This is a genomic window from Enhydrobacter sp. (assembly GCA_025808875.1).
In the GTDB taxonomy this organism is placed as follows: Bacteria; Pseudomonadota; Alphaproteobacteria; order Reyranellales; family Reyranellaceae; genus Reyranella.
The window spans coordinates 1290622-1313845 of sequence record CP075528.1 but is presented as its reverse complement, the minus strand read 5'-3'; the positions used below and the strand labels follow the sequence as shown (position 1 = coordinate 1313845).

Below are 23224 nucleotides of genomic sequence, written 5' to 3'. Positions count from 1 at the left end.
ATTCTTCGAGAGGTGAATACGATGCTCGCCGATCTCCGCTTCCTTGGATCGATCCTCTGCCGCGGCATGGCGGTCGCGTTGCTGACACTCGGCGCCTGCGGCGACAACGACCCCACGCCCATTGTCGCCGACACCAGCAGCAATCTCGCACCGACGCCCGTCAGCGCCGCTGCACCGCCGGACTACCAGCTCGGGCCGAACGATCGCACGCGCATCATCGTCTACGGCCAGCCGAACCTCACGGGCGAGTACGTGCTCGACGGCAACGGCGTGCTGGCCTTTCCGCTGATCGGCAACGTGCCCGCCAACGGCATGACGCCGACGCAGCTGCAGGGCGCGATCGCCGACAAGCTCGATCCCGACTATCTGCGCAATCCAAGCGTTGCCGTGGAAGTTGCGACCCGACGTCCGTTCTACGTCGTCGGCGAGGTCCAGAGGCCGGGCAGCTATCCCTACGTCACCGACATGAGCGTGCTCAATGCCATTGCCACCGCCGGCGGCCAGACCTATCGCGCCAACATGTCGAACTTCTACATCAAGCGTGTCGTCGAGGGCCGCACGGTGAGGGTGGCGGCAACGCAGGAGTCGCGCGTGCGACCCGGCGACACGATCCAGGTTCGCGAACGGTACTTCTGATGGTGCACATGACCGACGAGTATCCGCGTCTGCCGCGGCGGGGCACCGCATTGCGGACGGTGCCCGCCGTCGAGCGCCTGGCGCCGGTCCTTCCGGCACCGGCGCTGCGCCCGGCGCCTCCTGCCGAGGAGGGATTGCTCGAGACCCTGCGCAAGCTGTGGCGGCGGCGCGGCATGATCGCCGCCTGGACCATCGGGTTGGGCGTTCTGGCCGGTGCGATCGCCCTCTCGTTGCCGTCCTACTACGTCTCCGAGGCGCGCGTGCTTGTCGGCGTGCCCGAGGCACGCGTTCTCAACGCCGAAGCGATCGTCGCCGACGTCAGCCCCGACGCAGAGAGGGTCGCCAACGAGGGCTTCGTCCTGCAGTCGCGCAACATCGCCAAGACGGTCATCGACCGGCTGAAGCTGCACGAAGATCCGGAGTTCAACCCCGAACTTCGGAAGCCGACGTTCTGGAGCCGGGCGCTGAATCCGGCGACCTATCTGCCGCCGGCCGCGGACCGCTGGCTCGCCGACTTGACGCCGGCCCGCCCTTCGCCACGGCCGGCGGATGCGGCGACGGCACGGGAGAATCGGATCATCGACGTCCTGCTCTCGCATGTCGACGTGTCGCTGCTCGGGCGGTCGCACGTGCTGAGCGTCAAGGCAGAAGCGCAGAATCCCGCGACGGCATCCGCCGTCGCCAACTCGCTCGCCGATGCCTATCTCGAGTATCAGCGCGGCGAGAAGGTCGCCGCGATGGATCGCGTCGACAAGTTCCTGCTCGGCCGCGTGAACGAGTTGCGCGAGCAGGTCAGCAAGTCGGACCAGGCGGTCGAGGACTATCGACGCGCTCACGGCCTCTATCGCAGCAACAACGCCACCGGGGTCACGGCGCAGCAGCTCAGCGAACTCAACAGCCAGCTCGTCGCCGCCCAGACCGCCAAGGCCGAGGCCGAGTCCAGGCTCAACGAGGCGCAGGAGATGCGGAGCGGCAGCCTGGGCGGCGAGAGCGTACCCGAGGTGCTGCGGTCACCCCTGATCACGGTGTTGAAGCAGCAGCAGGCGGATGCGGAGCGGCGGGCGGCGGAGATGTCCGCGACCTACGGCGCACGCCATCCCAACATTGTGAATGCGCGGGCCGAGGTCGGCAACATCCAGCGCCGGGTCGCGGGAGAAGTCGCCAAGATCATCGACGGCCTTGCCCGCGAAGCGCGGACCGCGACCGCGCGCTACGAGGCGCTGCGCCAGAACTTCGAGCGGCTGAAAGGCCAGATGGGCGAAGTAAACAACGACTCGATCCAGCTCGAGGCGCTTGAACGCGATGCACAGGTCAACCGCAACCTGCTCGAGGCGATGCTCAATCGCGTCAAGCAGAACATGGGCACCGAGACCATCGCTCAGGCCAACGCCAAGCTGGTGTCCCCGGCCGCGCCCGCCGAACGGCCGACCTATCCGCCCAAGCCGCTCATCGCCTTTCTCGGTGGCGTCGGCGGCCTGCTGTTGGGATCGGCGCTGGCCCTGCTGCGCGAAGGCGGCGACCACACGTTCCGTCGTGCCGACCAGGTCGAGGCGCTGACCGGCCTGCCCGTGCTGGCAATGGTGCCGCAGGTCTCCGGCCGCACGCCCCCGGCCATGCAGGTACTGCGCCACCCCAGTTCGGCCTTCAGCGAATCGCTCAGACGCACCCAGATCGGCATCGAGCTCTCGGAGGCGTCCGCCTCGCCCAAGACGATCCTCGTAAGCTCGGCGACGCCATCGGAGGGCAAGTCCGTCATGGTCGCCTCGCTCGGCCGACTGCTCGCCAGTAACGGCAAGCGCGTCCTGCTGATCGACTGCGACTGGCGCTCGCCGAAGCTCCACCAGATCTTCCACTGCAACAACAAGGAAGGCCTCGCAGGCCTGCTCGCCGAGAAGACCGAGGTGATGCTCGACGATCTCATCCATCACGACGTCCTGTCGGGAGCGGACGTGCTCACGAGCGGCAACTGGAGTCCGAGGTCGGCCCATCTGTTGAGCTCGCCACGCATGCGTCACCTGTTGGACGCCCTCGTCCCGCACTACGACTTCATCCTTCTCGACACCGCGCCAGCCCTGGTGACGGCCGACGTGCTTGCGCTCGCGCGGCTGGTCGAGAAGGTGTTGTTCGTCGTGCGTTGGGGACACACGCGCCAGGACGCGATGCTCGAGGCTCTCAAGCAGATCATCGACGCCCAGGGCGATGTCGCCGGCGTCGTCATGACCCGCGTGGTGTCCAAGCAGTACCGGCAATACGGCTATCGCGATCCCTTCTACGAGTATGCGAGGCCGACCAAGGCAACGTTCGGCTGACGAGAGTCATGTCGACGCCACCTGAGGTCCTGTTTGTCACCCGGTACTTCTGGCCGGAGCTGATCGGATCGGCACCTTTCACGAGCGACATCGCGGATTGGTTGGCGCGTCACGGCTGGACGACGACGGTCGTGAGCGGGCTGCCGCACTATCCCGGCGACACGGTGTTTCCCGCCTATCGCAACGGACGGCTGAAACGCGAGACCGTCGGCGCCGTCGCCGTCGAACGGCTGCGGTCGGGTGCGCCACGGCGGACTTCCGCCCTCGCCCGCATCGTCAACGAGGGCGGCTTTCTCGTGCGTGGCCTGGTGGCGTTGTCGCGTGGGCGCATCACGCGCCATCCCGTCGTCCTGGCGCTCTGTCCCTCGATCCTCTGCGTCGCCCTGGCCGTGGCGGCCAGGCGCAAGGGCGGCGTGTGCATCGCCATCGTTCACGACATCCAGTCGGGACTGGCCGACAAGCTCGGCATGGCGGGCAACGGCCGCCTGGTCGATCTCATGCGCGCCGCCGAGCGGTCGCTCCTCAATCGATGCGACCTCGTCATGGTGCTGTCTCGCGAAATGAAACGGCAATTGCGCCAGATCGGCGTGACCACTCCGATCGAGATCGTGCCGCTGTGGGTCGACACCGAGCACATCCACCCGATCGAGGTTCCCGCGCGCTCCTCCATCAGGGTGCTCTACAGCGGCAATCTGGGCCGTAAGCAGGGACTCGGCCAGGTCATCGACATGGCCGAGTGCCTCGCCTCGCGGCGCCCCGATATCGAAGTCGTCTTGCGTGGCGATGGCAACCAGTTGGCGGCACTCGACGACGACATCCGCCGCCGCGGCCTGCGCAATCTGCGACTCGAGCAACTCCAGTCCAGCGACTCCATGGCCGACGCCCTCGCCGCGGGAGACATCCATCTGGTGCCGCAGAATCCCGGGGCTGCCGCTTTTGCCGTGCCGTCAAAGGTCTTCAACATCATGGCCGCCGGGCGCCCCTTCGTGGCAACGGCGCTTCCGGGCAGCACGTTATGGGAATTGCAGCGACAGAGCGGCGCCTTCCTTTGTGTTCCACCCGACGACTGCGAGAGCTTTGCCGACGCCGTGCTGCGTCTCGCCGACGCGCCGCAGCTGCGGGCCGAACTCGGTCGTCACGGCCGGCAATTCGTCGAGCAGCATTACGCCAAGCCGCAGATCCTCGGCGCTTTCATGAGTCGCCTCGATGAGCTCGTCGCCAGAAATTGATCGTCGCCGGATACTGATCTTCGAACCCGACGCCGAGGGCCATTCGCAGGAATGGCTCGAGCATTTGATGACTTTCGTGGCCGTCCAGGGGGCGGGCACCGAGATATGCCTGCTGATCCCGCGCAAACTTCGCGCGCCGCTGGGCCGTTCGATTCCCGACGGTGCGGCCGATCGCATCCGGTTGCTCGAACTATCCAGGATGGAAGAGCGCCTGTGCACCATGCGGCCCCTGGCGCTGGCGGCCTTCGCCCGCTGGTGGACGATGCGGCGACATCTGAAGCGCAATGCCGCCCGATCCGGTTTTTTCCTGACCGTCGACCTCCTCTGCCTGCCGCTGGCGCTCGGCCTGGGTTTTGGCGGGGCGTCGGTGTCGGGCATCCTGTTCCGACCTTCCGTGCACTACGGCGAGTTGGGGCGCTACGTGCCCAGCCTGACCGAGAACCTGCGCGATCTGCGCAAGGCGGTTCTCTATCGCCTCATGCTGCGCAACCGCTGTCTCTCGCGCGTGTTCTCCCTCGATCCTTTTTTCCCGGCCCATGCGCGCGCCAGCTATCCGCGCGGCGACAAGGTCGAAACCTTGCCGGACCCGGCCCACCTCCCGGCCGAACTGCCGGGCACGCCCTCGGCCAGCGACGACTTCGTCCCTCCCGGTCGCGTGGGCTTCCTGCTGTTCGGGTATCTTGCCGAACGCAAGGGGCCACTCGCGATTCTCGATGCATTGAGCAAACTGTCGCCATCGACGGCCGCGCGTGTCGCCGTGCTGCTCGCGGGCAAGGTCGATCCCGCCCTGCGCCAGCGCCTGGAGCGGAAGTTCCTGGAGCTGACGCACCAGCGCCCCGAACTGTGGTTGCGTATCGACGACCGACGGCTCGCCGGCGGCGAACTCGCCGGACTGGTGCGACGGAGCGATGTCGTCTTGGCGCCGTATCAACGCTTCGTCGGCTCGAGCGGCGTGCTGTTGTGGGCGGCGCGCGCCGGCCGGCCGGTGCTGGCGCAGGAGTTCGGCCTCGTCGGCCGACTCACGCGAGATCACGGCCTCGGTGTGGCCGTGGATTCCTCCGACTCTTCGCAGCTCGCACGCGGGATCGCCCGCATGGTCGAACTCGGTCCGACGACCTTCATCGACCGCGCCGCGGCAAGGCGCTTCACCGAGGCGCAGAGCCCGCAACGCTTCGCCTCGCTTGTGCTTTCCATGTGACCGATCGAGGGGTCGCACTTTGATCACAACACGCTGATCTCCACGCGGCGACAATCGCTCGCCAAGGAGCATCATCATGAAGAATCAAGTCAGGCCGGGATCTACCGTGATTCCGCTTGAACGGGCATTGCTCGAAGTCGACGCGGCCACCCCCTTTGGCCGCGGCCGGACGATATCGGAAGCCTTCATCAGCCGGTTCATGGTCGCCATGGACCTGGCGGCGATCTTCGGCACGGGTGTCGCCGCGTTGCATTGGAACGCCCGGGACGTCGATTGGAGTCTTGGCGGACTCATCGTGGCGCTTGGCGCCGTGATCGGCGTCAACCTGCTTCATCTCGCGGGCGCACACAAATTCTCGGTCTTCGGCCGGCTCGATTCGGCCCTTGCCCGGATATTCGTGGGCTGGCCGCTGACGCTCGGATGCCTGGTCGGCGCAACGCACGTCTTCGAGCCACTGACGGCCGCCGACGGACCATGGGTCGCCGCCTGGTTCTCGGGCGCCACCATCGTCCTGGGCGGCAGCCGCCTGGTGCTGTCGCGTCTGGTGCACTACTGGGCCGACGAAGGACGGCTCGGCGAAGTCGTCGCCATCGTCGGCGCGGGGCCGATCGGCCAACGCCTGCTGCGCGACCTCAACGCCCAATCGAGCAATCTACGCATCGTCGGAGTCTACGACGAGCAGGCGGACCATCTGCCGGCGCTATGCATGGGCCATCCAATTCGCGGCACCGTCGCCGATCTCGTTGAGGACGCCCGGCGCTACGCAATAGACACCGTCATCGTGGCCCTCCCCCTGGGCGAAGACCGGCCGCTGGTCGATACCCTCAACCGTCTCAGTCTGGTCCCCGTCGACGTCCGGTTGGCGCCCGACGCCTTCGGCCTCAAGCTCGGCGCGGTCGAGGCGAGCCACATCGCCGGCCACACTTTCCTCAATGTCATCGACAGGCCGCTGCGCGACGGTCGCTGGATCATGAAGGCGATCGAGGATCGCGTACTCGCCGCCATGATCCTGGCGCTGATCTCGCCACTCATGTTGGCGATCGCGGCGGTCATTAAATGGGACAGCCCCGGCCCTGTTCTCTTCCGCCAGAAGCGCTACGGCTACAACAACCGGCTGATCGAGGTTCTCAAGTTCCGCACGATGTACGCGCACATGAGCGACCCCAAGGCGGAGCAACTCACTCGACGCAACGATCCGCGCGTGACCCGGCTCGGTGCGTTCCTGCGGCGCACCAGCCTCGACGAACTGCCGCAGTTCATCAACGTGCTGCGCGGCGAAATGTCGATCGTCGGCCCGCGCCCGCACGCACTCGCCGCCAAGGCCGGGCCCCTCCTCTACCAGGAAGCCGTCAAGTACTACGACGCACGCCATCGCGTGAAGCCGGGCATCACGGGATGGGCTCAGGTCAACGGCTGGCGCGGCGAGACCGACACCGTCGAACAGATAAGGAAGCGGGTCGAGCATGACCTTTACTACATCGAGCACTGGTCGATCGGGCTCGACCTCCGGATCATCGTGCGCACGATCTTCGGAGGCTTTACCGGGCGCCACGCGTTCTGAAGGCGCACGCGAGCGACGATTGCACTGCCTTTGGCTCACGCTCGCCGACCCCGAGCCGCGATACAATGGCCAGTTCGTCTATTCCGGCGGCCTCATCGCGGCCGTTGCCGCGGCCGGTGCCGAGCTCGAGGTGCTCGGCTTGCGACGCGCCGACTCTCCACGCGCCTGGGGGGAGCGAACCGACAACATCGTTTGGTGGCTGCCGGAAGACACCTCCACGTCGCTCCACACGCGGATCGGCAGCCTGGCGTCACGACTGCCGCACATCGCCTATCGATGTCGCACCGCCGGAATGCGACAGGAACTCGGCAGGCTCCTGAAGGACAACGACTGGGACGGCATCGTCTTCGATGGCATCTCCGTCGGATGGGCATTGCACGACGTGCTGCGCCACTATGCCGGCCGGTCGCACCGGCCTCGACTGATCTATGTCTCGCACAACCACGAGGAAAGTCTGCGAAGTCAGATCGCCCAGAGCCAGAAGCTGCTGCTCAGGAGACAGGCCGTGCGGCTCGATGCCTTGAAGGTCATGAGGTTGGAGCGAGAGCTCGTCGACAAGGTCGACTTCGTGACGGCGATAACGGCAGAGGATCTGTCGCTCTATCGGGCGCGACGCAGCGACAAGCCGATGGATGTCGTGACCCCCGGATATCAGGGCCGCCGGCTGCCGCTTAGGCGCATCGATCCGGCGGTGCCGCGGCGCGCCGTGATCGTCGGCTCCTTCGATTGGATCGCCAAGCGCATGAACCTCGAGGAGTTCGTCGAAGTGGCGGATCCGATGTTCGCCGAACGCGGCGCGGAACTCCTGGCCGTGGGCAGTGGCGAGGCATCGTTCTTCGATCGCCTGCGCCAACAGGCCACGGCGACCCGCTTCACCGGGACCGTCCCAGACGTCACGCGGCACCTGGACGAAGCGCGCATCGCCATCGTGCCGGAGCGCAACGGGGGCGGATTCAAGCTCAAGGTGCTCGAATACGTTTTCAATCGCATCCCCGTCTTCGCGTTGAACGGATCGTTCGCGGGCGTGCCGCTGACCCACAACGACAGCGTCATGCTCTTCCCCGACCACACCGCGCTCGCCCACGGGGTCCTGGAAGCCATCGACGACATCGACCGGTTGAATCGGCTGCAGGACCGTGCCTACGCCGCCTGTAGCGACCGCTTCGACTGGGCGAACCGCGGCCATCGCATCGTCTCGGTGCTCGGCCGGAGAGCGGAGGCAGCCGCTTGACCGCGCGCGACAACGCTTCAGGCGAGGGGTTGAACGCGCTTGACGTAGTGCTGATCGTCACGTTCCTTCTCGGTCTCTATCTCGGCGTTTCGCTGCAGATCACGTCGACGATCCCTTTGACCTGCGCGCCGTCCGGCCTTGCCGGCCTGTTCCTGCTGTGGCGTTGGCGGGACCGCATCGAGCCGCGCCATCTGGCCGGCCTCCTGCTGGTGGTGACGCTGTATCTCGGCTCGATCCTGTCTGCCACCGACATCTCGTTCCTCAGCAAGCGGTTCACCGGGCTGGTGCAGATCACCTACTCGCTGGTCATCGCCTATGCGTTCTTCCTCGCCATCATCAACGGCAGTCGCGACCAGATCGCCGCCATTCTGCTGGCCTTTTGCCTGTTCATCATCGTCGGTTGCCTGCTCGAGGCCCACACGGGGCTGCGCGATATCAGCGATCGCGTCCGCGAAGTTCTTTACAACGCCGGGCAGGTCTACGATGCCGACCGCCGTGATGAGTTGCTCTATGGCAAGGTGAGGCCCAAGCTTTTCACGTCTGAACCTTCGGCCGTGACCTTCGCCTATACCCAGTTCGCTGCCGTCTGGCTGGCACTTTCCCGTTGGCGCCTGAAGTTCCTCGTCTACGTCGCTCTGATCGGGATGGGCGTCGTCGTCCTGCCCGGCCCCACGCTGGTGCTGATGCTGTTGCTGGCCTGCCCCTACCTCGTCTTTCTCGGGGGAGAGCGCGGCGGCCGAGCCCGCGCGACGCGGATCATCGGCACGGTCGCCATCTCGCTGCTCGTGGTCGGCATCGCCGTCGTTCTCGGGAAGGTCCTCTTTGCCGAGCGGCTGGCGGACTTCGAGCGTGGCAAGGATGCCAGCTTCTTCTATCGCTTCACCGGTCCGATGCTGGTCGCGTTCGACATGTTCCACAAGCATCCCGTCGCCGGGGCGGGCCTCACGGGCGAACCCTTCATCGCCAACGACGTCACCACCGTCTACATGAATTCCGCGGCGTTCGACTCGGCTTGGCGCATCCCCAAGATCGCCGACGTGATCACCAACTACTTCTGGCTGCATTGGATCTATCTCGGCCTGGTGTGGGGTTCGTTGATCCTCGTTGCCCTTTCCCTTTGGCTGCGGCAGCTGGGCGTCTCGAGCCTCGCCTTCTGCTGGACGGTCTGGCTGATCCTCGGGCAGGCGTCCGGATCCTATGTGGGGCCGAAGACCTGGGCCGTGCTGATGATGGCGGCGGCAGCCTCCGTTGTTCACGCCCGAAGCCTGCAGACCGCCACCGTGGAGCCGGCGGAACGATACGCGGGCCCGAGTCTGCTTCGCCGAAGGTTTCCCCGACTGGCACGAGGTTCGCCATGACCGATCGACGCGCGCTCCTGGGGCTCGGCGCCGGCGCAGCCCTGACGGCCGCACCGCTGGCGGCGCTCGCCCAGAGCCATCCCCGGCCGGCGCAAACGGCGCGCCAGATGCTTTCCGCCGCGAGCTTCGGCGCGCGGGGCGACGGTACGGCCGACGACGGCGCTGCACTGCAGGCGGCGCTGGATGCGGCCTTCGCTCCCGATGGCCCAGGGTTCCTCATGCTGCCCCCGGGCACCTATCGCGTGGGCCGCACCCTGCGCATCGCACCGCCGACCGGTCAGCGCGGCGATCTCACGCGTCGTCATGGCATCGTCGCCCACGGCGCACGCCTACATTCGACCATCGCCAATGGAGCGAATGTGCTGGAATTCATCAGCCGTTCGACCCATCGGTTCTTCACCATCGAAGGGCTCGACATCCTCGGCACCGGTCGCGAAGGCCATGGTCTCTACATCGAGTGCGAGCACAAGGAGCACTATCTCTACAATTTCGGCCTGCACGACATCGCCATCCAGGGCTGCGGCGGCGACGGCATGCAGTTGATCGGCAATGTATTCGAAGGCCAGATCATCAACTGCTACTTCCGCGACAACAAGAAGAACGGCGCCACTTTCGCCCATGGCGCGCAGGCCGGCATTCTCTCGGCGATCCACGTCTTCGGCTGCGTGTTCGGCCAGAACGGACAGTATGGCGCGTCGATGATCAACAACTGCTACGACGTCGGCTACCACGGCTGCTATTTCCTGCTGAACGGCCGCCATGGCCTGGCAGCACAGAACGGATGCACCCTGCTCTCCAACTGCGGGTTCGAGAACAACTTCGAGTCGGCGCCGGACTATGCGCGTGGCGGTGCGGGAATCTGGCTGCAGAACTTCGGCACGTTGATCGGCTGCACCGCCTATTCCATCTTCAAGCAGCAACGGCTGATCCATGCCTATGTCGTGAGTCAGCTCGTCATGATCGGCTGCGGCGGCAGCGGCGACGGGCGGGCCAGGTCGGCGGGACTGGCGCGCATCGGCGGCCGGAAGAACGCCCGCGCCACGATCATCGCGCCGAGCGGTGCGATCGAATACGAGGACGGCTTCGAGGCGGTCGAGATGGCCAGCAATTCCGCCGGCGGCGCGCGCTTCGGCGGCAGCTGGCGCAGCCACAATCTCGTCCGCCTCGGGGACTGGCGCCTGTGGGTCGACGGCAACGGCCGCCTGCGCATGAAGGCGGGTGACCCGACTTCCGACGAGGACGGCAAGACGGTCGGCAGCTGAACTATCGCCCGCGTGCTGTCGGGAGAAGGCCGCCGACACGACGCGACAGCACGAGCGCCTCGCGGCGCGTATCGGGCCAGGCAATGAGCACGACGATCAACGTCGCTATGGCCGTCGCGGTCGCGGCCGCGATCGCCCCGAGCGACGGTCCATCCGGGGAGCGCACCAGCTGGCGCAGCGACCAGACGGCTGCCATGATGGCCAGCGACGCCGTCGCGGGCGGCGCGATCGCGCGCCAGATATCGCCCATCGCCACCGGCTGGCCACGCGTTGCCAGCCAGAACGCGACGGGCGCGCGGATCACGAGCCCGACGCTCGCGAGCGATGCGGCAATGCCCACCACGCCCCAGCGAAGGCCGACCAGGATCGCCGCCAGGACGATGGCCGCGTCGACCAGACTGGCACGCAGGAGCTCGCCGCCTCGGGCGTGAGTCATGTAGAGGATGCCCGCCGCCATCTGCACCGGCAGGGCGAGGGCGGCAAGGCTGAACAACATCACCAGCGGCACCGCCTCGAGCCATGCCTCGCCGAGCAGGACGATCACGACCCAGTCCGCGACCATGGCGCACAGCCCGAACGCCGGCATGGTGAGCAGCGCGAGCTTCTGAATCATCTGGCCGAACAGCGCCCGGTAGCGCGTCGCATCGTCGACCAGCCGGCTCAGGGCCGGCATCGCCGCCGCATAGACCGGCGCGTTGATGGTGTTGACGGGCAGCATCAGCAGCCGGGTCGTCCGCTCGTAGAGACCCAGCACCGAGGCGCCCCACAGCCAGCCGACCAGGATCTGGTCGATGCTCCGGCTGAAGGCGGCGGCAAGTCCGCCGCCCATGACCCCGGCGCCGAAGGCCAGCAGATGGCGCAGCCCTCCGGCCCTGAAGATGGAGGGCCGGGGAGCCGCCGGTCTCCAGCCGCATATCCACCAGCTCGCGGCCATCGACAGAACCGGTGAAGCGATGCGCTGCAGCACCAGCGCCCAGTACCCCGCGCCTGAGGCGGCGGCGGCGATGGCCAGGGCCGCGCTGGCGATCTCTGCGCCGGTCTCGATGCCGGCAATGGCACCGAAGCGCATCTGTCGGCGCAGCAGCGCCCAGTGCTGCACCGTCAGGCTGCTCGCCAGGAAGCCGAGGCACATCCAACGGGCCACGTCGGTGAGCTCCGGCTGGCCATAGAACGACGCGAGCAGCGGCGCGGCGACGAACAGCAGCCCCGCCATACCCGCGCCCAGACCGACGTTGATCCAGAACAGGGCCGAGACCTGAGCGTGGCCGATCTCCTGCCGCTGGATGGTCGCCGTCGAGAGCCCGAAATCCTTGACGAGGTCGAGCACGATGCTCACCGCACCGACCATGGCCAGCAGGCCAAACGCCTGCGGCGGCAGCAGGCGCGCCAGCATGACCAGCGCCAGGAGCTGGACCGCCACCCGCACCATCTGCGCGCCCAGCAGCACGGCACCGCCCCGTCGGGAGCGGCGCCCCACATCCTGCTTCAGATGATCCGTCGCGAACGATGCGTCAGGCGACGGCCCGGCGCGCTTCGGATGCGACGTTGTCAACGAACCACCGATAGGTTGCCTCGAGGCCCTGCTTCAGGGGAGTCTTCGCCTGCCAGCCGAGCGACGCGGCGAAGGTGGTGTCGACCATCTTGCGCGGCACACCGTCGGGCCGGCTGGCATCGAACCGCACGCCGCCCTTGTAGCCGACGACACGGCACACCAGCGCGACCAGATCGATGATCGGCACGTCGGTGCCAGGGCCGAGATTGACGATGCCCTCGTCCGAGTAGTTCTTCATCAGATGGACCATGCCGTCGGCGGCGTCGTCGACGTAGAGGAACTCGCGGCGCACCGCGCCCGTGCCCCACACCTCGATCGTCGGTGCCCGGCTGGTCTTGGCGTTGTGCGCCTTGTTGATGAGGGCCGGCACGACATGGCTCGACAGCAGGTCGAAATTGTCGCCCGGCCCGTAGAGATTGGTCGGCATGACGGAGATGAAGTCGCAGTCGTATTGCCGCCGGTAGGCCTGGCCGAGCTTGATGCCGGCGATCTTGGCGACGGCGTACCACTGGTTGGTCGGCTCGAGCGGGCCGGTCAGCAGCGCCGTCTCCGGGATAGGCTGGGGCGCGAGCCGCGGATAGATGCAGGACGAGCCGAGCAGCATCATCTTCTCGACGCCGACGCGGCGCGCCGCCTCGACGATGTTGCTCTGGATCATCAGGTTGTCGTAGATGAACTCGGCCGGCCGCGTGTCGTTGGCATGGATGCCGCCCACCTTGGCGGCGGCCACGAACACCGCCTGCGGCCGCGCTTCCGCCATCCAGCGCTCGACCTGGTCGGGCCGGCGCAGATCCACCGATTCGCGCGGCGCGACGACGATCTCGCAGCCTTCGCCCTGCAGGCGCCGCACCAGGGCGCTGCCGACCAGGCCGCGATGGCCGGCGACCCAGACGCGCTTATTGCGCAGCGTGTAGGACGGGTTGCGCATACCGATCTCCCATGGACTTGATGACGACACGGTCGGCCTCGACCATCTCGGCGACGAGCTGCTCGAAGCTGGTGCGATGCGTCCAGCCGAGCCGCTCGCGCGCCTTGGCCGGGTCGCCCAGCAGCAGGTCGACCTCGGTCGGCCGGCGATAGGCCGGGTCGAGCGCGACCAGCACCTTGCCGGTGCGCCGGCAGCAGCCGCGCTCGTCGTCGCCGCTGCCGCGCCATTCGATCGCGCGGTCGATCTGGCGGAAGGCGAGCTCGACGAACTCGCGCACGGTGTGGGTCTCGCCCGTCGCCAGCACGTAGTCGTCGGGCCGCTCCTGCTGAAGGATGCGCCACATCCCCTCGACATAGTCGCGCGCGTGGCCCCAGTCGCGCCGGGCGTCGAGATTGCCGAGATAGAGGCGCTCCTGCAGTCCGCGCTCGATGGCGGCGACGGCGCGCGTGATCTTGCGCGTCACGAAGGTCTCGCCGCGGATCGGCGATTCGTGGTTGAACAGGATACCGTTGGAGGCGTGCATGTCGTAGGCCTCGCGGTAGTTGACCGTGATCCAGTAGGCATAGAGCTTGGCGACGGCGTAGGGGCTGCGCGGGTAGAACGGCGTCGCCTCGCGCTGCGGCGTCTCGTGCACCTTGCCGAACAGCTCGGACGTCGAGGCCTGGTAGAAGCGCACGCCGTCCTGCATGCCGAGGATGCGGATCGCCTCGAGCATGCGCAGCGTGCCGATGGCGTCGGTGTTGGCGGTGTATTCCGGCGTCTCGAAGCTGACCTGGACGTGGCTCTGGGCCGCGAGATTGTAGATCTCGGTCGGCCTGATCTGGCCGATCAGGCGCAGCAGGTTGGTCGAGTCGGTCATGTCGCCGTAGTGCAGGAACAGCCGCACCCCGGCGTCGTGGCGGTCGCGGTAGAGGTAGTCGATGCGCTCGGTGTTGAGCAGCGACGCGCGACGCTTGATGCCGTGCACGACGTAGCCGCGATTGAGCAGGAAGTCGGCGAGATAGGCGCCGTCCTGTCCGGTGATCCCGGTGATCAGGGCAATCCGTTCCGACATGGGCCGCCTTTCGTCGTTCGCATCAGGGGAAGACCATCCGCTCGGCGACGCGGTCCCAGGAGTGCGTGCCGAGCACGTAGCGCTGGCCGGCGATCGCCATGCGCTCGAGCCGCGCCGGATCCGACAGAGCGCAGAGCATCGCCCGCGCCAGCGAATCGGCGTCGGCGCGGTCGACCAGAAAGCCGTGCCGGCCGCCGTCGGTGAGTTCGGGCAGGCCGTTGCGGGCGAGCCCCATGACCGGCGTGCGCGAAGCCATGGCCTCGAGATAGACCTGGCCCCACGGATCGTTGAGCATCGGCTGCACCAGCAGCGTGCTGTCGCGGTAGAGCCGCTGCAGCTCCCGCCACGGCAGGTGGGCGCGGAAGTCGACGCCGTCGGCCGAGCCGACGAAGCGCCGGCTGCGCTCGTCGCCGACGATGGTGAGGACGACGTCGCGGCGCTCCCGGCGCAGCCGGGCGAAGGCCTCGAGCAGCAGCACGCCACCCTTCTCGCGGAACAGGTGCTTGGCGACGAACAGCAGCCGCGGCCGGCCGTAATCCTTGGCGCCAGTGAAAGGCTCGATGCCGCCGAAGCCCGAGCCGACCGCCGTGACCCGGTCGGGCTGCAGCCCGTAGTGAACGATCAGGTTGTCGCGCACGTAGGCGCCGAAGGTGAAGACATGCGCGAGGTCGTGCAGCGCCAGGCACTCGGCCTCCTCGAAGTCGGCGAGCGCGCGCGCCGTGTAGCGGTCGGCATGCACGTGATGGCGCCGCGACAGATCCCAGGTGTGGTCGCAGTAGAGGTAGTGCTCGACCCGATCGCCGTCGACCGCCGGCAGGTCGAACGTGCCGAAATGCAGCACCCTGGTCACGCCGAGCGCCGCGGCCTGCCCGGCGGCCTGGCGCGCATGCAGGCGCCGGGCGTCGAGGCTGCGCAGGATCTGCTCGCCGCTCAGCGGCCGGCCGTGGCCGCGCGCGAGCTGCATCAGCGCGATGCGCGCCTTGTCCCACCGGCCGAGCTGCGGCATCAGCGTGGCGACCTTCACGCCGAGCCGCTCGAGTGCGCTCGCGACGTTGGACGGCGCGCCGGACCACGTGCCGGCCAGGCGCGCGTCGCCGAACACCGACGACACGGCGATGCGGTCGAAGCGCGGCGCACGCGCGAGCACACGACCTTCGAGAGCGGGCGAGACATCCATCGCCCGCAGCAGACACCGGCGGCGACGGCGCCTCCAGTGATCAAGGTGTGACTTGCCGGCGCGCCGCGCTAGCGCATGCCGAACGACTCCGCCGCCTCGCGGATCTGCCGCGCCAGCGCCGCCGCCTGGTCGAGCACCACCGCGCGCGCCATGATGTGTTCCGGATACTGGCGCGCGCGCTGCACGGCCTCCTGCACGGCGGTGCATTGCTGCACGATGCGGTCGCGCCTGGCGAGCGCCTCACCCCCGAGGCCCTCCGCGCCGCGCACCGTCGCGAGATGGGCGGCGATGGCGGCCGTCAGACCGTCGATCGGCTGGGCCTCGTAGACCTTGACCTGTGTCGCGGCATCCCGGATAGCATGCAGCGCCGCATGCAATCCGGCCCGGTTGGGCGGCTGCATTTCCTTCAACCCCAAGTTACGACTTCGCTTCCCGACTTCCCCGCCGGCATCTTCGCCGCCGGACGGCCCGGGTGTAAAGCCCGTCAGCGTGTCGAGTGTAACGCTCCTGTCGCAAACGTATCAGGCCGTCAAACGGTTGATCATCACGCAGTCGAATTCGACCAGCCGCAGCGAGGCGTCGCGGCTCACCGGATAGAAGCCGGTGACGTCGAAGCCCTGCTCGCCGAGATAGCGGATCGTCGCCATGTAGTCCGGCATGTCCTTGTAGATGCCGATGACGGAGGCCTCGGTCTGCAGCCCGCGCATCGACGGCAGGCTCGCCGTCGCCCCGCGCAGCACCTGGAGGTCGAAACCCTGGGTGTCGAGCTTGAGGTAGGGCCGCCGGAAGCCGAGCCGCGCGGCGAGCGCCGGCAGCACCGAATCGAGGCGGCGCACCGCCACGTCCTCGATCGCCCGGGGCGTGTTCAGGGCCGCGTAGTCCTTCAGCCGGCTGTTGTCGGGCTCGAGGAACGAGCTGAACTGGTCCGACACCATCACCTTGATCGGCGCCGTGCCGTCGTCGGCGCCGAGCGCATAGCCCTCGACGTGCCAGGCGCGATCCGCGCGCGCGCGCTCACGCAGCACCGCGACGTGGCGCGCGACCGGCTCGAAGGAGACGATCGGCCCGCCATAGAGCACCCGCTCGCGCAGGAAGTCGCGGTACTGGCCGACATTGGCCCCGACATCGAGCACACAGTCGATCTCCAGCCGGCCGAGCAGCTGGCGCAGATGCAGCGCGAGGTCGCGCTCCTTCATCTCGCGCAGGGGAACGATGTCGTAGCCGAGCGAGCGGCTGACCCGCAGCACGGAGTCCTTGACGATCCTGAGCATTTCCCACCATGCAAAAGCCGGCGCCGCGGCCGTAGTGACCAAACGGTGACCCGTCGCTAGTCTGCCCCGCGAAGGAGTCGATTCTTGGGAACAGCGCCGATGCAATTTGGCTGGCTCACGCTCGCCCTCTCGCCCTCGCCCGACGAGGACGCGGCCCGCATCGCCCAGCTCCTCGGGCTCGCCTGCGAGGCCGAGGCGCTCGGCTTCTCCGACGTCTGGCTGACCGAGCACTATTTCACCGGCGAGAGCGTCTACAACGACTCGCTGCTCTTCGCCTCGGCGCTCGCGGTCAAGACCAGCCGGGTGCGCATCGGCTTCGCCGTGGTGCAGATGCCGTTCCATCATCCGGTGCGGCTCGCCACCCAGCTCGCGCTGCTCGACAACCTGAGCGGCGGGCGCATCGACGTCGGCATCGGCAAGGGCACCGCCTACAACGAGTACGAGTTCGTCGGCCACGGCCTGCGCAGCGCCGACGCGCGCCAGCGCATGGACGAGTCGGTCGAGATCCTGCAGGGCCTCTGGGAGCGCGCCTGGCGCGGCGCGCCGTTCGACCACGCCGGTGCGTACTACACGCTGCACGTGCCGCAGATCCGGCCGAAGCCGGTGCAGCGACCGGGGCCGCCGCTGTGGCGCAGCGTCATCTCGCCCGGCTCGTTCGAGGAATGCGGCCGCCTCGGCGTGCCGATCCTGACCGCGCGCCTGCCGGTCGAGCGCATCGCCGAGCGCTGGGCGACCTATCGCAGGGGACTCGAGGCCGGCGGCCACGACGCTGCGACACGGGACCGGCTGCTGGCGCAGAGCGCGCTGTGGCGCAACGTCTATGTCGCCGAGTCCGACGCCCAGGCCGAGGACGAGCTGGCCGGCCTGCTCGCCGAGACGCGCGCCCACATGATGCATGTCCGCGAGGCGCACAATCCACGCGACTTCGCGCCCGACCCGTCGGCGCTCAACGCCTGGACCGATCCGGCCGTGCCCGACAGCGCGGCCATCCCCTTCGCGATGAAGACCGGCTCGCTCTACGGCTCGCCGCGCCGCGTGCGCGAGCAGGTCGCCGAGCTGCGCGACGCCGGCGTGCGCCACCTGCTCTGCCAGACCGGATTCGGCGCGATGGATCACGACCGCCAGCTCCGCTCGATGCGGCGCTTCGGCCAGGAGGTGATGCCCGCCTTCGGTTGAAGGAGGGCATGCCGGCGATGTTCACGCTCGACCACGACCGGGAGGCCGGGCTGCTGCTGGTGCGTTTCACCGGTACGCTGACGGTCGACATCCATCGCGCCATGGTTGCCGCCGTGCAGCGCTTCGTCGCGGCGAACGGCCTGGTCGACGCCATCGTCGATTTCAGCGCCGTCGAGACCCATGCGCTCGACCTCGCCTACCTCAAGACCGTGGCGAGCGAGCGCGCCGTGCTGCACGGCCGCAAGCGCGTCTTCGTCGCGCCCCAGGACCTCGCCTTCGGCACGTCGCGGCTGTTCGAGATGCATCAGGCCGCCACCGGCGACCGGCCCTTCGTCGTGCGCACCATGGCCGAGGCGCTGGAGATCGTCGGCGTCCCGGCGCCGCGCTACGAGCGGATCGACCCTTCCTGAGCCCCCGCCGCGCTTTACAATCCCCGCCGGCAGGCGCGTTATGACGGAGAGCAACGGTGAGGGGTCGCCATGTTCACCCTGGCGTTCGATCGGGCGGCGCGGCTCCTGCTGGTCAGGTTCGGCGCCGCCCTCGACCCCGACATCCACCGCGCGATGATGGTCGAGCTCGGCCGCTTCGTCGCCCGGCACGGCGCCATGGACGCCATCATCGATTTCGGCGCCGTCGAGAAGTACGAGCTCGACGCCGCCTATTTCTGGACTCGCGCGGCGCAGCGTCCCGTGCTGCACGGCAAGCGGCGCATCCTGGTGGCGCCGACAGACCTCGTCTACGGCACGTCGCGACTCTACCAGGCGCTGCAGTCGCAGAGCGGCGACGCGCCCATCGTGGTGCGCACCATGGCGGAGGCGCTCGAGATCGCCGGCGTCGCCGCCCCCGACTTCGAGCCGGTGCCGCCCTCTCGGCCGGCGTAGGGACGATTGCCCGTCGCTTTTGCTTATGGGCAGAAAATTGGCCTTGTGATAGGTCTTAAGGGGAGAAAATTGGCTTTCCCGGGCCTCGACCGCGCTTATGGCCAAAAAATCGCTCGAAGACCTGCCCGAAACCTTCGTCTCAAATTCGGAGACCAGCAACCTCGCCTCCAAGGCTGCGCGCGCGGGCAAACTTCGGAAGCTGGCCTCTCGCCTCTATACCAGGGACCTCGTGTCCGCGCCCGAAACCATCGTCAGGCGCAACCTCTGGCCGATTCTCGCGGGCTACTTCCCCGATGCGCTCATCGCCGACCGGACCGCGATCGAGGGGGCTCCGGCAAAGGACGGCTCCGTCTTCCTGATATCCCAGGGCGCGCAAAGCGACATTGCGCTGCCGGGCTTCACGCTGCGGCCCCGGCGTGGCGCGCCGGCCCAGGACTCCGATCTTCCCTTCATGGGCGTGCTGCATCTCACGTCTCCCGCGCGGACCCTGCTCGACAACTTCGCGCCGAGCCGCAGCCGCGGCGCGGTTGCGAGGACGCTCTCCAGAAAGGAGGCCGAACTCCACCTCGATACCTTGCTGCGGCGATCGGGTGAGGCGGAGTTGAACGGGCTCCGCGACGCCGCGCGCGCCCTCGCGCCCATCCTCGACCGGCAAAGGGAATTCGCCGCTCTCGACAGGTTGATCGGCGCGCTGCTCAACACGCGGACCGACGATCTGCGGACGCCGGCCGCACGCGCCCGTCGGAAAGGCATGGCCTTCGATCCCGCCCGACTCGATCTCTTCGAGACGTTGCGTGCCGAGCTGCACCGGACCCCGCCGCAAGCGCGGCCCGCCGTCCCGAACGACGGCACGACGCTTGCGTTCTTCGAGGCCTACTTCTCCAACTTCATCGAGGGCACCGAGTTCGCCGTCGAGGAAGCCGCCGCCATCGTCTTCGAGAACCGTATCCCGAACGCCCGGCCGCAGGACGCACACGACATCCTCGGCACCTACCGCATCGTCGCCGATCCGACCGAAATGGCGCAAAGGCCGGCCTCCTTCGCCGAATTCGAGCGACTTCTCAAACGACGGCACGCCGCGATCATGGCCGCGCGGCCCGACAAGTCCCCCGGCCGCTACAAGACCGACCCGAACCGCGCCGGCGGCACGACGTTCGTCTCGCCGGACCTCGTTCGCGGCACGCTCGCGCAGGGCTTCGCCGTCTATCGCTCGCTTCGAACGGCGTTCCAGCGTGCCATCTTCATGATGTTCCTGGTCTCCGAGGTTCACCCCTTCGTCGACGGCAACGGGCGCGTGGCCCGCATCATGATGAACGCCGAGCTCGTCGCGGCAGGCGAACAACGGATCGTCATCCCGACGGTCTATCGGGCCAACTACCTCGGCGCGCTCAAGGCACTCTCGAATCGCACGAGCGCCCTGCCCCTCATCCAGGTGCTGGACTATGCGCAGCGCTTCACGCAGACGGTCGATTGGGGCGCCTTCGACAAGGCCCGGGCCGAGCTGCAGGCCGCGCACGCCTTCATGGACAGCGCGGAAGCCGACGAGCGGGGCCTTCGACTCCGGCTCCCGCCGTCGATGCCCCCTTCCGGCGGGAGACCATGAGTCAACCACCGCGCACGAACGCCGCCAGGTCGGCATGCCGGCGCTTGCAGGCGAGGTAGGCCTCGGCCACTCGCAGCCGCTCGGCGGCGATGTCGTTGTCGGAGGCCGTCTCGGGATCGGCCACCAGCACCGGATCGGCGCAGGGTAGCAGCAGGCTGGCGTCAGGGCGACGGTCCACCGGCACCGAGAAGCTCCCGCAGGCCGCGAGAAGCAGCGCGCATGGCAGGAGAACGGGCGCAATCGTTCGTGCGTGGAAGGGCATGGATCACCTGTACCTGATGGGTCACGTTGGCCTCGAGCTGGCGCATCGCCTCGGCCTGGCGCGCCACCAGCGCGGCCGACAGCGCGGCGTCCCTCTCCTTCTGCTCGACGACGGCCTCCACCGCCGCGAGCTTCGTATGGGCCGCCGACAGCCGGCCGGCGAGACCCCAGATCGTCAGCGCGGCGAGCGCGAGGCCGAGCCACGGCCCGAAGCGCAGCAAGGTCGTCGTCATGGCCGCCGCCGCCCGGGCCGGCGATGCAGCCATTCGCGCAGGCCGAGCACCAGCGCGGCCAGCAGCGCAATCAGGAGATCCGCCATCGTCATTGCTCCCCCCTCCCCAGCCAGGCATCGAGCCAGCGCCGGAACGCCCCGGCGGGATCGGCCGCGAGCTGGCGCAGCGCCGCCACCAGGACGGCGAACAGCTCCATCGCCAGCATGGCGATCAGGAACATGACCCCGCCGGTGACCCTCGGCCCGAGGCCGTAAAACTCACCCACCGCGCCGCCGAGATAGAGCCCCGCCCCGACCGCCAGCAGCCACGACACCATCCGGTCGCGCGGCGAACGATGCGTCGCGTAGCGCAGGCCGAGCAGCGCGCCGAGCGCCGGCGGCACGAACGGCGAGACGACGTCCCAAGCCGTGCGCAGGTCCGACTTGTCGATCATGGCGAAGACTCAAGCTGCGGCACACACTCGATGGTTCGCTGCACTACGGCGTCCTCCACAACACTACCCGCCTGATCGGCGAGGCGTCCGTTGGCACGGTGTAGGCGCCGGCGCTGACAATCTGTTCGAACAAGGTAGTCACGCCGGACAGCCGTTCGATGTTGGCCGTGTAGGTGCCGTTCGGCACCGCCAGCGTCAGCACGTCGGCCGCGCGGGTGACGGCGCTGGCGGCATTGCACGCGATGTACGAGGTGATGGGATTGCCGGCGCTGCCGAAATGGAAGCCCCACAAGGTGACATGCTCCGCGCCGTCGCCGGAGTATGGAGTGCCGATGCCAACGTCGCCGGCCAGTGTCCAGGTGCGCTGACCGAAGCTGCCACTCGTGACCGCCGACGTGAACACACCGCCGATCCGATACCAACCATTCGGGAACGGAACGATCTGGACTCCCGTGAGGGTGCCGGAACCGACATTCGATCCCTGCGTGCCGGTGGAGGGCTGGAAGTTGAACCCGAAGGTCTGATTGAGCGTGAGCTGCACCCAACGGTCGCCGGCGATGTTCTTCGCAAAGACCGAGAAGGGATAGACGCTGCCGTCGGCGACCGCGACGGCCCGGCTGACGAACTTGGCTCCACTGATCGAGTCCTCGGTCAGACTCGACGCCGTCGTCGCGCCGTCCGGTGCGTCGTGGGCGTTGGCGGCACGCACCAGCGTCGGCGGGCCGCCCGACGACCAGCCGGCCGCAGACAGGTCTTCCGACTGCGTCATGGCATTCGTGTCGCTCGGCTCCACCAGCAGCCCCTGCAGCGCCAAGGTCGCCGGATCGTGGGTGAAGCGCGGCACGTCGGTGGTCTCGCTGACGAGCAGCCCCGCCGAATTGATCCGCGTGCCGGCGCTGGCGCGGGCGAGCGTCGCGCCGGCGGGCAGCCCGCCGTTGCGGAAATCGTAGACCACGGGCGCGAAGCCGTAGCGTCGCGCGCGCTCGATCGCCAGCATGGCCCGTCCCTCCCCTGCCCGCCGTCAGTCCTTGGCCACCATCAGCCGCACCCGCACGCCGGACGCCGTGTAGGTCCCGGTGCCGCGGCTGATGGCCGACAGGAACAGGCTGGTGCTTTCCGCGCCGGCCTTGACCTTCTTGGGGAACACCGCGACCTCGGCCCGCTTGAACGCCCCGAAATCGTAGAAGTCGCCGGCGCCGACCGGGATGCGCGCCACGATCTTGCGGCCGTTGGCGTCGCTGATGTCGGGCGCCGCGTTCCTGGTGCCGAGGCTCTGGTTGGCGTCGAGCAGGATCAGGTCGAGCGCCGCGCCCTGATCGTCCTCGTCGTGGACGATGGCGCCGACGATGTCGAGCGTGCCGCCCGCCACCCGGAAGGCGCCGGCGATCTCCACCGTGTCGGAGAGCACGTCGCCGTCGGCGTAGATGTTGGTGTCGAGCGCGAGCGTCGCCTCGAGCACGGCGCCGATGCCGGCGACGGGCTGTGGGTTGGCGGCGCTCTGCGGCACGGCGCGGCCGCTCGCGTCCAGCGTCATCGGCACGATGGCCTGCGCCACGTCGGGCGCCCTGTCGTGAATCGGATAGTCCATGTGTCGCTCCTCGTCGCGCCGGGGATGGAGAGGCACGTCGCGCGGGAGCGGGCTCGATGCGGTCCTACGCTACGCGACCTGGTGAACGGCGCGGGCCGACTCATACGCGCGTCGCGGCGAAACGCCTATTCGGGTCGATGGATTCCGTCCGATGCCGATGGTGCCTGCATCGGAGCCGCGTTCGACCCCCCGATTCGGGGCCATGAGAGTCGAAAAAGGCGAATCTGACTCTCCCGCGAACACGCCTTTGGCTCCGTTCGGAACCGACGGGAGACGGAAAATC

General features: G+C 68.1%; 23 protein-coding genes. 12 read left to right on the top strand and 11 right to left on the bottom strand.

Translation table 11 applies throughout. The annotated features are described in order from the left end of the window. Window positions 1-21 precede the first annotated feature (21 nt). From KIT25_06690 to KIT25_06655, 8 genes are all read left to right on the top strand, one after another. On the top strand, window positions 22-636 hold the full coding sequence (locus KIT25_06690) for a polysaccharide export protein (GenBank protein ID UYN96615.1): 615 nt from the start codon (window positions 22-24) through the stop codon (window positions 634-636). Between the two features lie 8 nt (window positions 637-644). Then, on the top strand, window positions 645-2945 hold the full coding sequence (locus KIT25_06685; GenBank protein UYN96614.1) for a polysaccharide biosynthesis tyrosine autokinase: 2301 nt from the start codon (window positions 645-647) through the stop codon (window positions 2943-2945). 8 nt (window positions 2946-2953) lie between these two features. Continuing rightward, on the top strand, window positions 2954-4174 hold the full coding sequence (locus KIT25_06680) for a glycosyltransferase (protein UYN96613.1): 1221 nt from the start codon (window positions 2954-2956) through the stop codon (window positions 4172-4174). Continuing rightward, window positions 4152-5372: a glycosyltransferase gene (locus tag KIT25_06675; GenBank protein ID UYN96612.1), complete on the top strand. Its 1221-nt coding sequence runs from the start codon at window positions 4152-4154 to the stop codon at window positions 5370-5372. Before KIT25_06680 ends, KIT25_06675 begins: the two co-directional genes overlap by 23 nt. A gap of 76 nt (window positions 5373-5448) precedes the next feature. Beyond that, complete coding sequence (locus KIT25_06670; GenBank protein ID UYN96611.1) at window positions 5449-6933, top strand: undecaprenyl-phosphate glucose phosphotransferase; 1485 nt, start codon at window positions 5449-5451, stop codon at window positions 6931-6933. A 19-nt stretch (window positions 6934-6952) separates the two neighbouring features. Further along, on the top strand, window positions 6953-8164 hold the full coding sequence (locus tag KIT25_06665) for a glycosyltransferase (protein UYN96610.1): 1212 nt from the start codon (window positions 6953-6955) through the stop codon (window positions 8162-8164). Next, window positions 8161-9522: a hypothetical protein gene (locus KIT25_06660; GenBank protein UYN96609.1), complete on the top strand. Its 1362-nt coding sequence runs from the start codon at window positions 8161-8163 to the stop codon at window positions 9520-9522. The genes KIT25_06665 and KIT25_06660 overlap by 4 nt, the downstream gene beginning before the upstream one ends. Then, window positions 9519-10784, top strand: coding sequence for a right-handed parallel beta-helix repeat-containing protein (locus tag KIT25_06655; protein UYN96608.1), 1266 nt, complete (start codon window positions 9519-9521; stop codon window positions 10782-10784). Before KIT25_06660 ends, KIT25_06655 begins: the two co-directional genes overlap by 4 nt. A gap of 1 nt (window position 10785) precedes the next feature. Here KIT25_06655 and KIT25_06650 read toward each other — a convergent pair whose 3' ends face one another. The 6 genes from KIT25_06650 to KIT25_06625 all read right to left on the bottom strand — a co-directional run bounded on the left by KIT25_06650 (window position 10786) and on the right by KIT25_06625 (window position 16766). Continuing rightward, entirely contained in the window at window positions 10786-12231 is a 1446-nt protein-coding gene (locus tag KIT25_06650) for a lipopolysaccharide biosynthesis protein (GenBank protein ID UYN96607.1), read from the bottom strand. A gap of 64 nt (window positions 12232-12295) precedes the next feature. After that, a complete protein-coding gene (locus KIT25_06645; GenBank protein ID UYN97849.1) occupies window positions 12296-13243 on the bottom strand; it encodes a GDP-L-fucose synthase in 948 nt (315 codons plus the stop codon). Then, complete coding sequence (gene gmd / locus KIT25_06640) at window positions 13233-14318, bottom strand: GDP-mannose 4,6-dehydratase (GenBank protein UYN96606.1); 1086 nt, start codon at window positions 14316-14318, stop codon at window positions 13233-13235. The genes KIT25_06645 and gmd overlap by 11 nt, the downstream gene beginning before the upstream one ends. Before the next feature lie 22 nt (window positions 14319-14340). Continuing rightward, complete coding sequence (locus KIT25_06635; GenBank protein UYN96605.1) at window positions 14341-15495, bottom strand: glycosyltransferase family 4 protein; 1155 nt, start codon at window positions 15493-15495, stop codon at window positions 14341-14343. 68 nt (window positions 15496-15563) lie between these two features. Continuing rightward, window positions 15564-15896, bottom strand: coding sequence for a hypothetical protein (locus KIT25_06630; protein ID UYN96604.1), 333 nt, complete (start codon window positions 15894-15896; stop codon window positions 15564-15566). A gap of 120 nt (window positions 15897-16016) precedes the next feature. After that, window positions 16017-16766, bottom strand: coding sequence for an FkbM family methyltransferase (locus tag KIT25_06625; protein ID UYN96603.1), 750 nt, complete (start codon window positions 16764-16766; stop codon window positions 16017-16019). Between the two features lie 99 nt (window positions 16767-16865). Between KIT25_06625 and KIT25_06620 the strand changes: the two genes are divergently transcribed. From KIT25_06620 to KIT25_06605, 4 genes are all read left to right on the top strand, one after another. After that, window positions 16866-17942 carry an LLM class flavin-dependent oxidoreductase gene (locus KIT25_06620; protein ID UYN96602.1) on the top strand — a complete coding sequence of 359 codons (1077 nt, stop codon included), beginning with the start codon at window positions 16866-16868 and terminating at the stop codon, window positions 17940-17942. A gap of 8 nt (window positions 17943-17950) precedes the next feature. After that, on the top strand, window positions 17951-18352 hold the full coding sequence (locus KIT25_06615) for a hypothetical protein (GenBank protein UYN96601.1): 402 nt from the start codon (window positions 17951-17953) through the stop codon (window positions 18350-18352). 69 nt (window positions 18353-18421) lie between these two features. Then, window positions 18422-18823, top strand: a complete 402-nt coding sequence (locus tag KIT25_06610; GenBank protein ID UYN96600.1) for a hypothetical protein — start codon at window positions 18422-18424, stop codon at window positions 18821-18823. Window positions 18824-19052: 229 nt separating this feature from the next. Beyond that, window positions 19053-20426, top strand: coding sequence for a Fic family protein (locus KIT25_06605; GenBank protein UYN96599.1), 1374 nt, complete (start codon window positions 19053-19055; stop codon window positions 20424-20426). A gap of 1 nt (window position 20427) precedes the next feature. On the opposite strand, the gene KIT25_06600 is transcribed toward KIT25_06605, so the two are convergent. From KIT25_06600 to KIT25_06580, 5 genes are all read right to left on the bottom strand, one after another. Then, complete coding sequence (locus KIT25_06600; protein ID UYN96598.1) at window positions 20428-20604, bottom strand: hypothetical protein; 177 nt, start codon at window positions 20602-20604, stop codon at window positions 20428-20430. Continuing rightward, on the bottom strand, window positions 20588-20920 hold the full coding sequence (locus KIT25_06595; GenBank protein ID UYN96597.1) for a hypothetical protein: 333 nt from the start codon (window positions 20918-20920) through the stop codon (window positions 20588-20590). The genes KIT25_06600 and KIT25_06595 overlap by 17 nt, the downstream gene beginning before the upstream one ends. Before the next feature lie 88 nt (window positions 20921-21008). Beyond that, on the bottom strand, window positions 21009-21353 hold the full coding sequence (locus tag KIT25_06590) for a hypothetical protein (GenBank protein UYN96596.1): 345 nt from the start codon (window positions 21351-21353) through the stop codon (window positions 21009-21011). 43 nt (window positions 21354-21396) lie between these two features. After that, window positions 21397-22350 carry a hypothetical protein gene (locus KIT25_06585; GenBank protein ID UYN96595.1) on the bottom strand — a complete coding sequence of 318 codons (954 nt, stop codon included), beginning with the start codon at window positions 22348-22350 and terminating at the stop codon, window positions 21397-21399. A 24-nt stretch (window positions 22351-22374) separates the two neighbouring features. Further along, window positions 22375-22941: a hypothetical protein gene (locus KIT25_06580; protein ID UYN96594.1), complete on the bottom strand. Its 567-nt coding sequence runs from the start codon at window positions 22939-22941 to the stop codon at window positions 22375-22377. Between the last annotated feature and the right edge of the window lie 283 nt (window positions 22942-23224).

What these genes read in the sequence shown, in the direction of transcription:
- KIT25_06630 (UYN96604.1), bottom strand. Translation starts at nt 15,896, where the DNA reads ATGCAGCCGCCCAACCGGGCCGGATTGCATGCGGCGCTGCATGCTATC.
- KIT25_06685 (UYN96614.1), top strand. Translation starts at nt 645, where the DNA reads ATGACCGACGAGTATCCGCGTCTGCCGCGGCGGGGCACCGCATTGCGG.
- KIT25_06625 (UYN96603.1), bottom strand. Translation starts at nt 16,766, where the DNA reads ATGCTCAGGATCGTCAAGGACTCCGTGCTGCGGGTCAGCCGCTCGCTC.
- KIT25_06595 (UYN96597.1), bottom strand. Translation starts at nt 20,920, where the DNA reads ATGACGACGACCTTGCTGCGCTTCGGGCCGTGGCTCGGCCTCGCGCTC.
- KIT25_06655 (UYN96608.1), top strand. Translation starts at nt 9,519, where the DNA reads ATGACCGATCGACGCGCGCTCCTGGGGCTCGGCGCCGGCGCAGCCCTG.
- KIT25_06590 (UYN96596.1), bottom strand. Translation starts at nt 21,353, where the DNA reads ATGATCGACAAGTCGGACCTGCGCACGGCTTGGGACGTCGTCTCGCCG.
- KIT25_06675 (UYN96612.1), top strand. Translation starts at nt 4,152, where the DNA reads ATGAGCTCGTCGCCAGAAATTGATCGTCGCCGGATACTGATCTTCGAA.
- gmd (UYN96606.1), bottom strand. Translation starts at nt 14,318, where the DNA reads ATGTCGGAACGGATTGCCCTGATCACCGGGATCACCGGACAGGACGGC.
- KIT25_06580 (UYN96594.1), bottom strand. Translation starts at nt 22,941, where the DNA reads ATGGACTATCCGATTCACGACAGGGCGCCCGACGTGGCGCAGGCCATC.
- KIT25_06620 (UYN96602.1), top strand. Translation starts at nt 16,866, where the DNA reads ATGCAATTTGGCTGGCTCACGCTCGCCCTCTCGCCCTCGCCCGACGAG.
- KIT25_06670 (UYN96611.1), top strand. Translation starts at nt 5,449, where the DNA reads ATGAAGAATCAAGTCAGGCCGGGATCTACCGTGATTCCGCTTGAACGG.
- KIT25_06585 (UYN96595.1), bottom strand. Translation starts at nt 22,350, where the DNA reads ATGCTGGCGATCGAGCGCGCGCGACGCTACGGCTTCGCGCCCGTGGTC.
- KIT25_06690 (UYN96615.1), top strand. Translation starts at nt 22, where the DNA reads ATGCTCGCCGATCTCCGCTTCCTTGGATCGATCCTCTGCCGCGGCATG.
- KIT25_06635 (UYN96605.1), bottom strand. Translation starts at nt 15,495, where the DNA reads ATGGATGTCTCGCCCGCTCTCGAAGGTCGTGTGCTCGCGCGTGCGCCG.
- KIT25_06610 (UYN96600.1), top strand. Translation starts at nt 18,422, where the DNA reads ATGTTCACCCTGGCGTTCGATCGGGCGGCGCGGCTCCTGCTGGTCAGG.
- KIT25_06680 (UYN96613.1), top strand. Translation starts at nt 2,954, where the DNA reads ATGTCGACGCCACCTGAGGTCCTGTTTGTCACCCGGTACTTCTGGCCG.
- KIT25_06615 (UYN96601.1), top strand. Translation starts at nt 17,951, where the DNA reads ATGCCGGCGATGTTCACGCTCGACCACGACCGGGAGGCCGGGCTGCTG.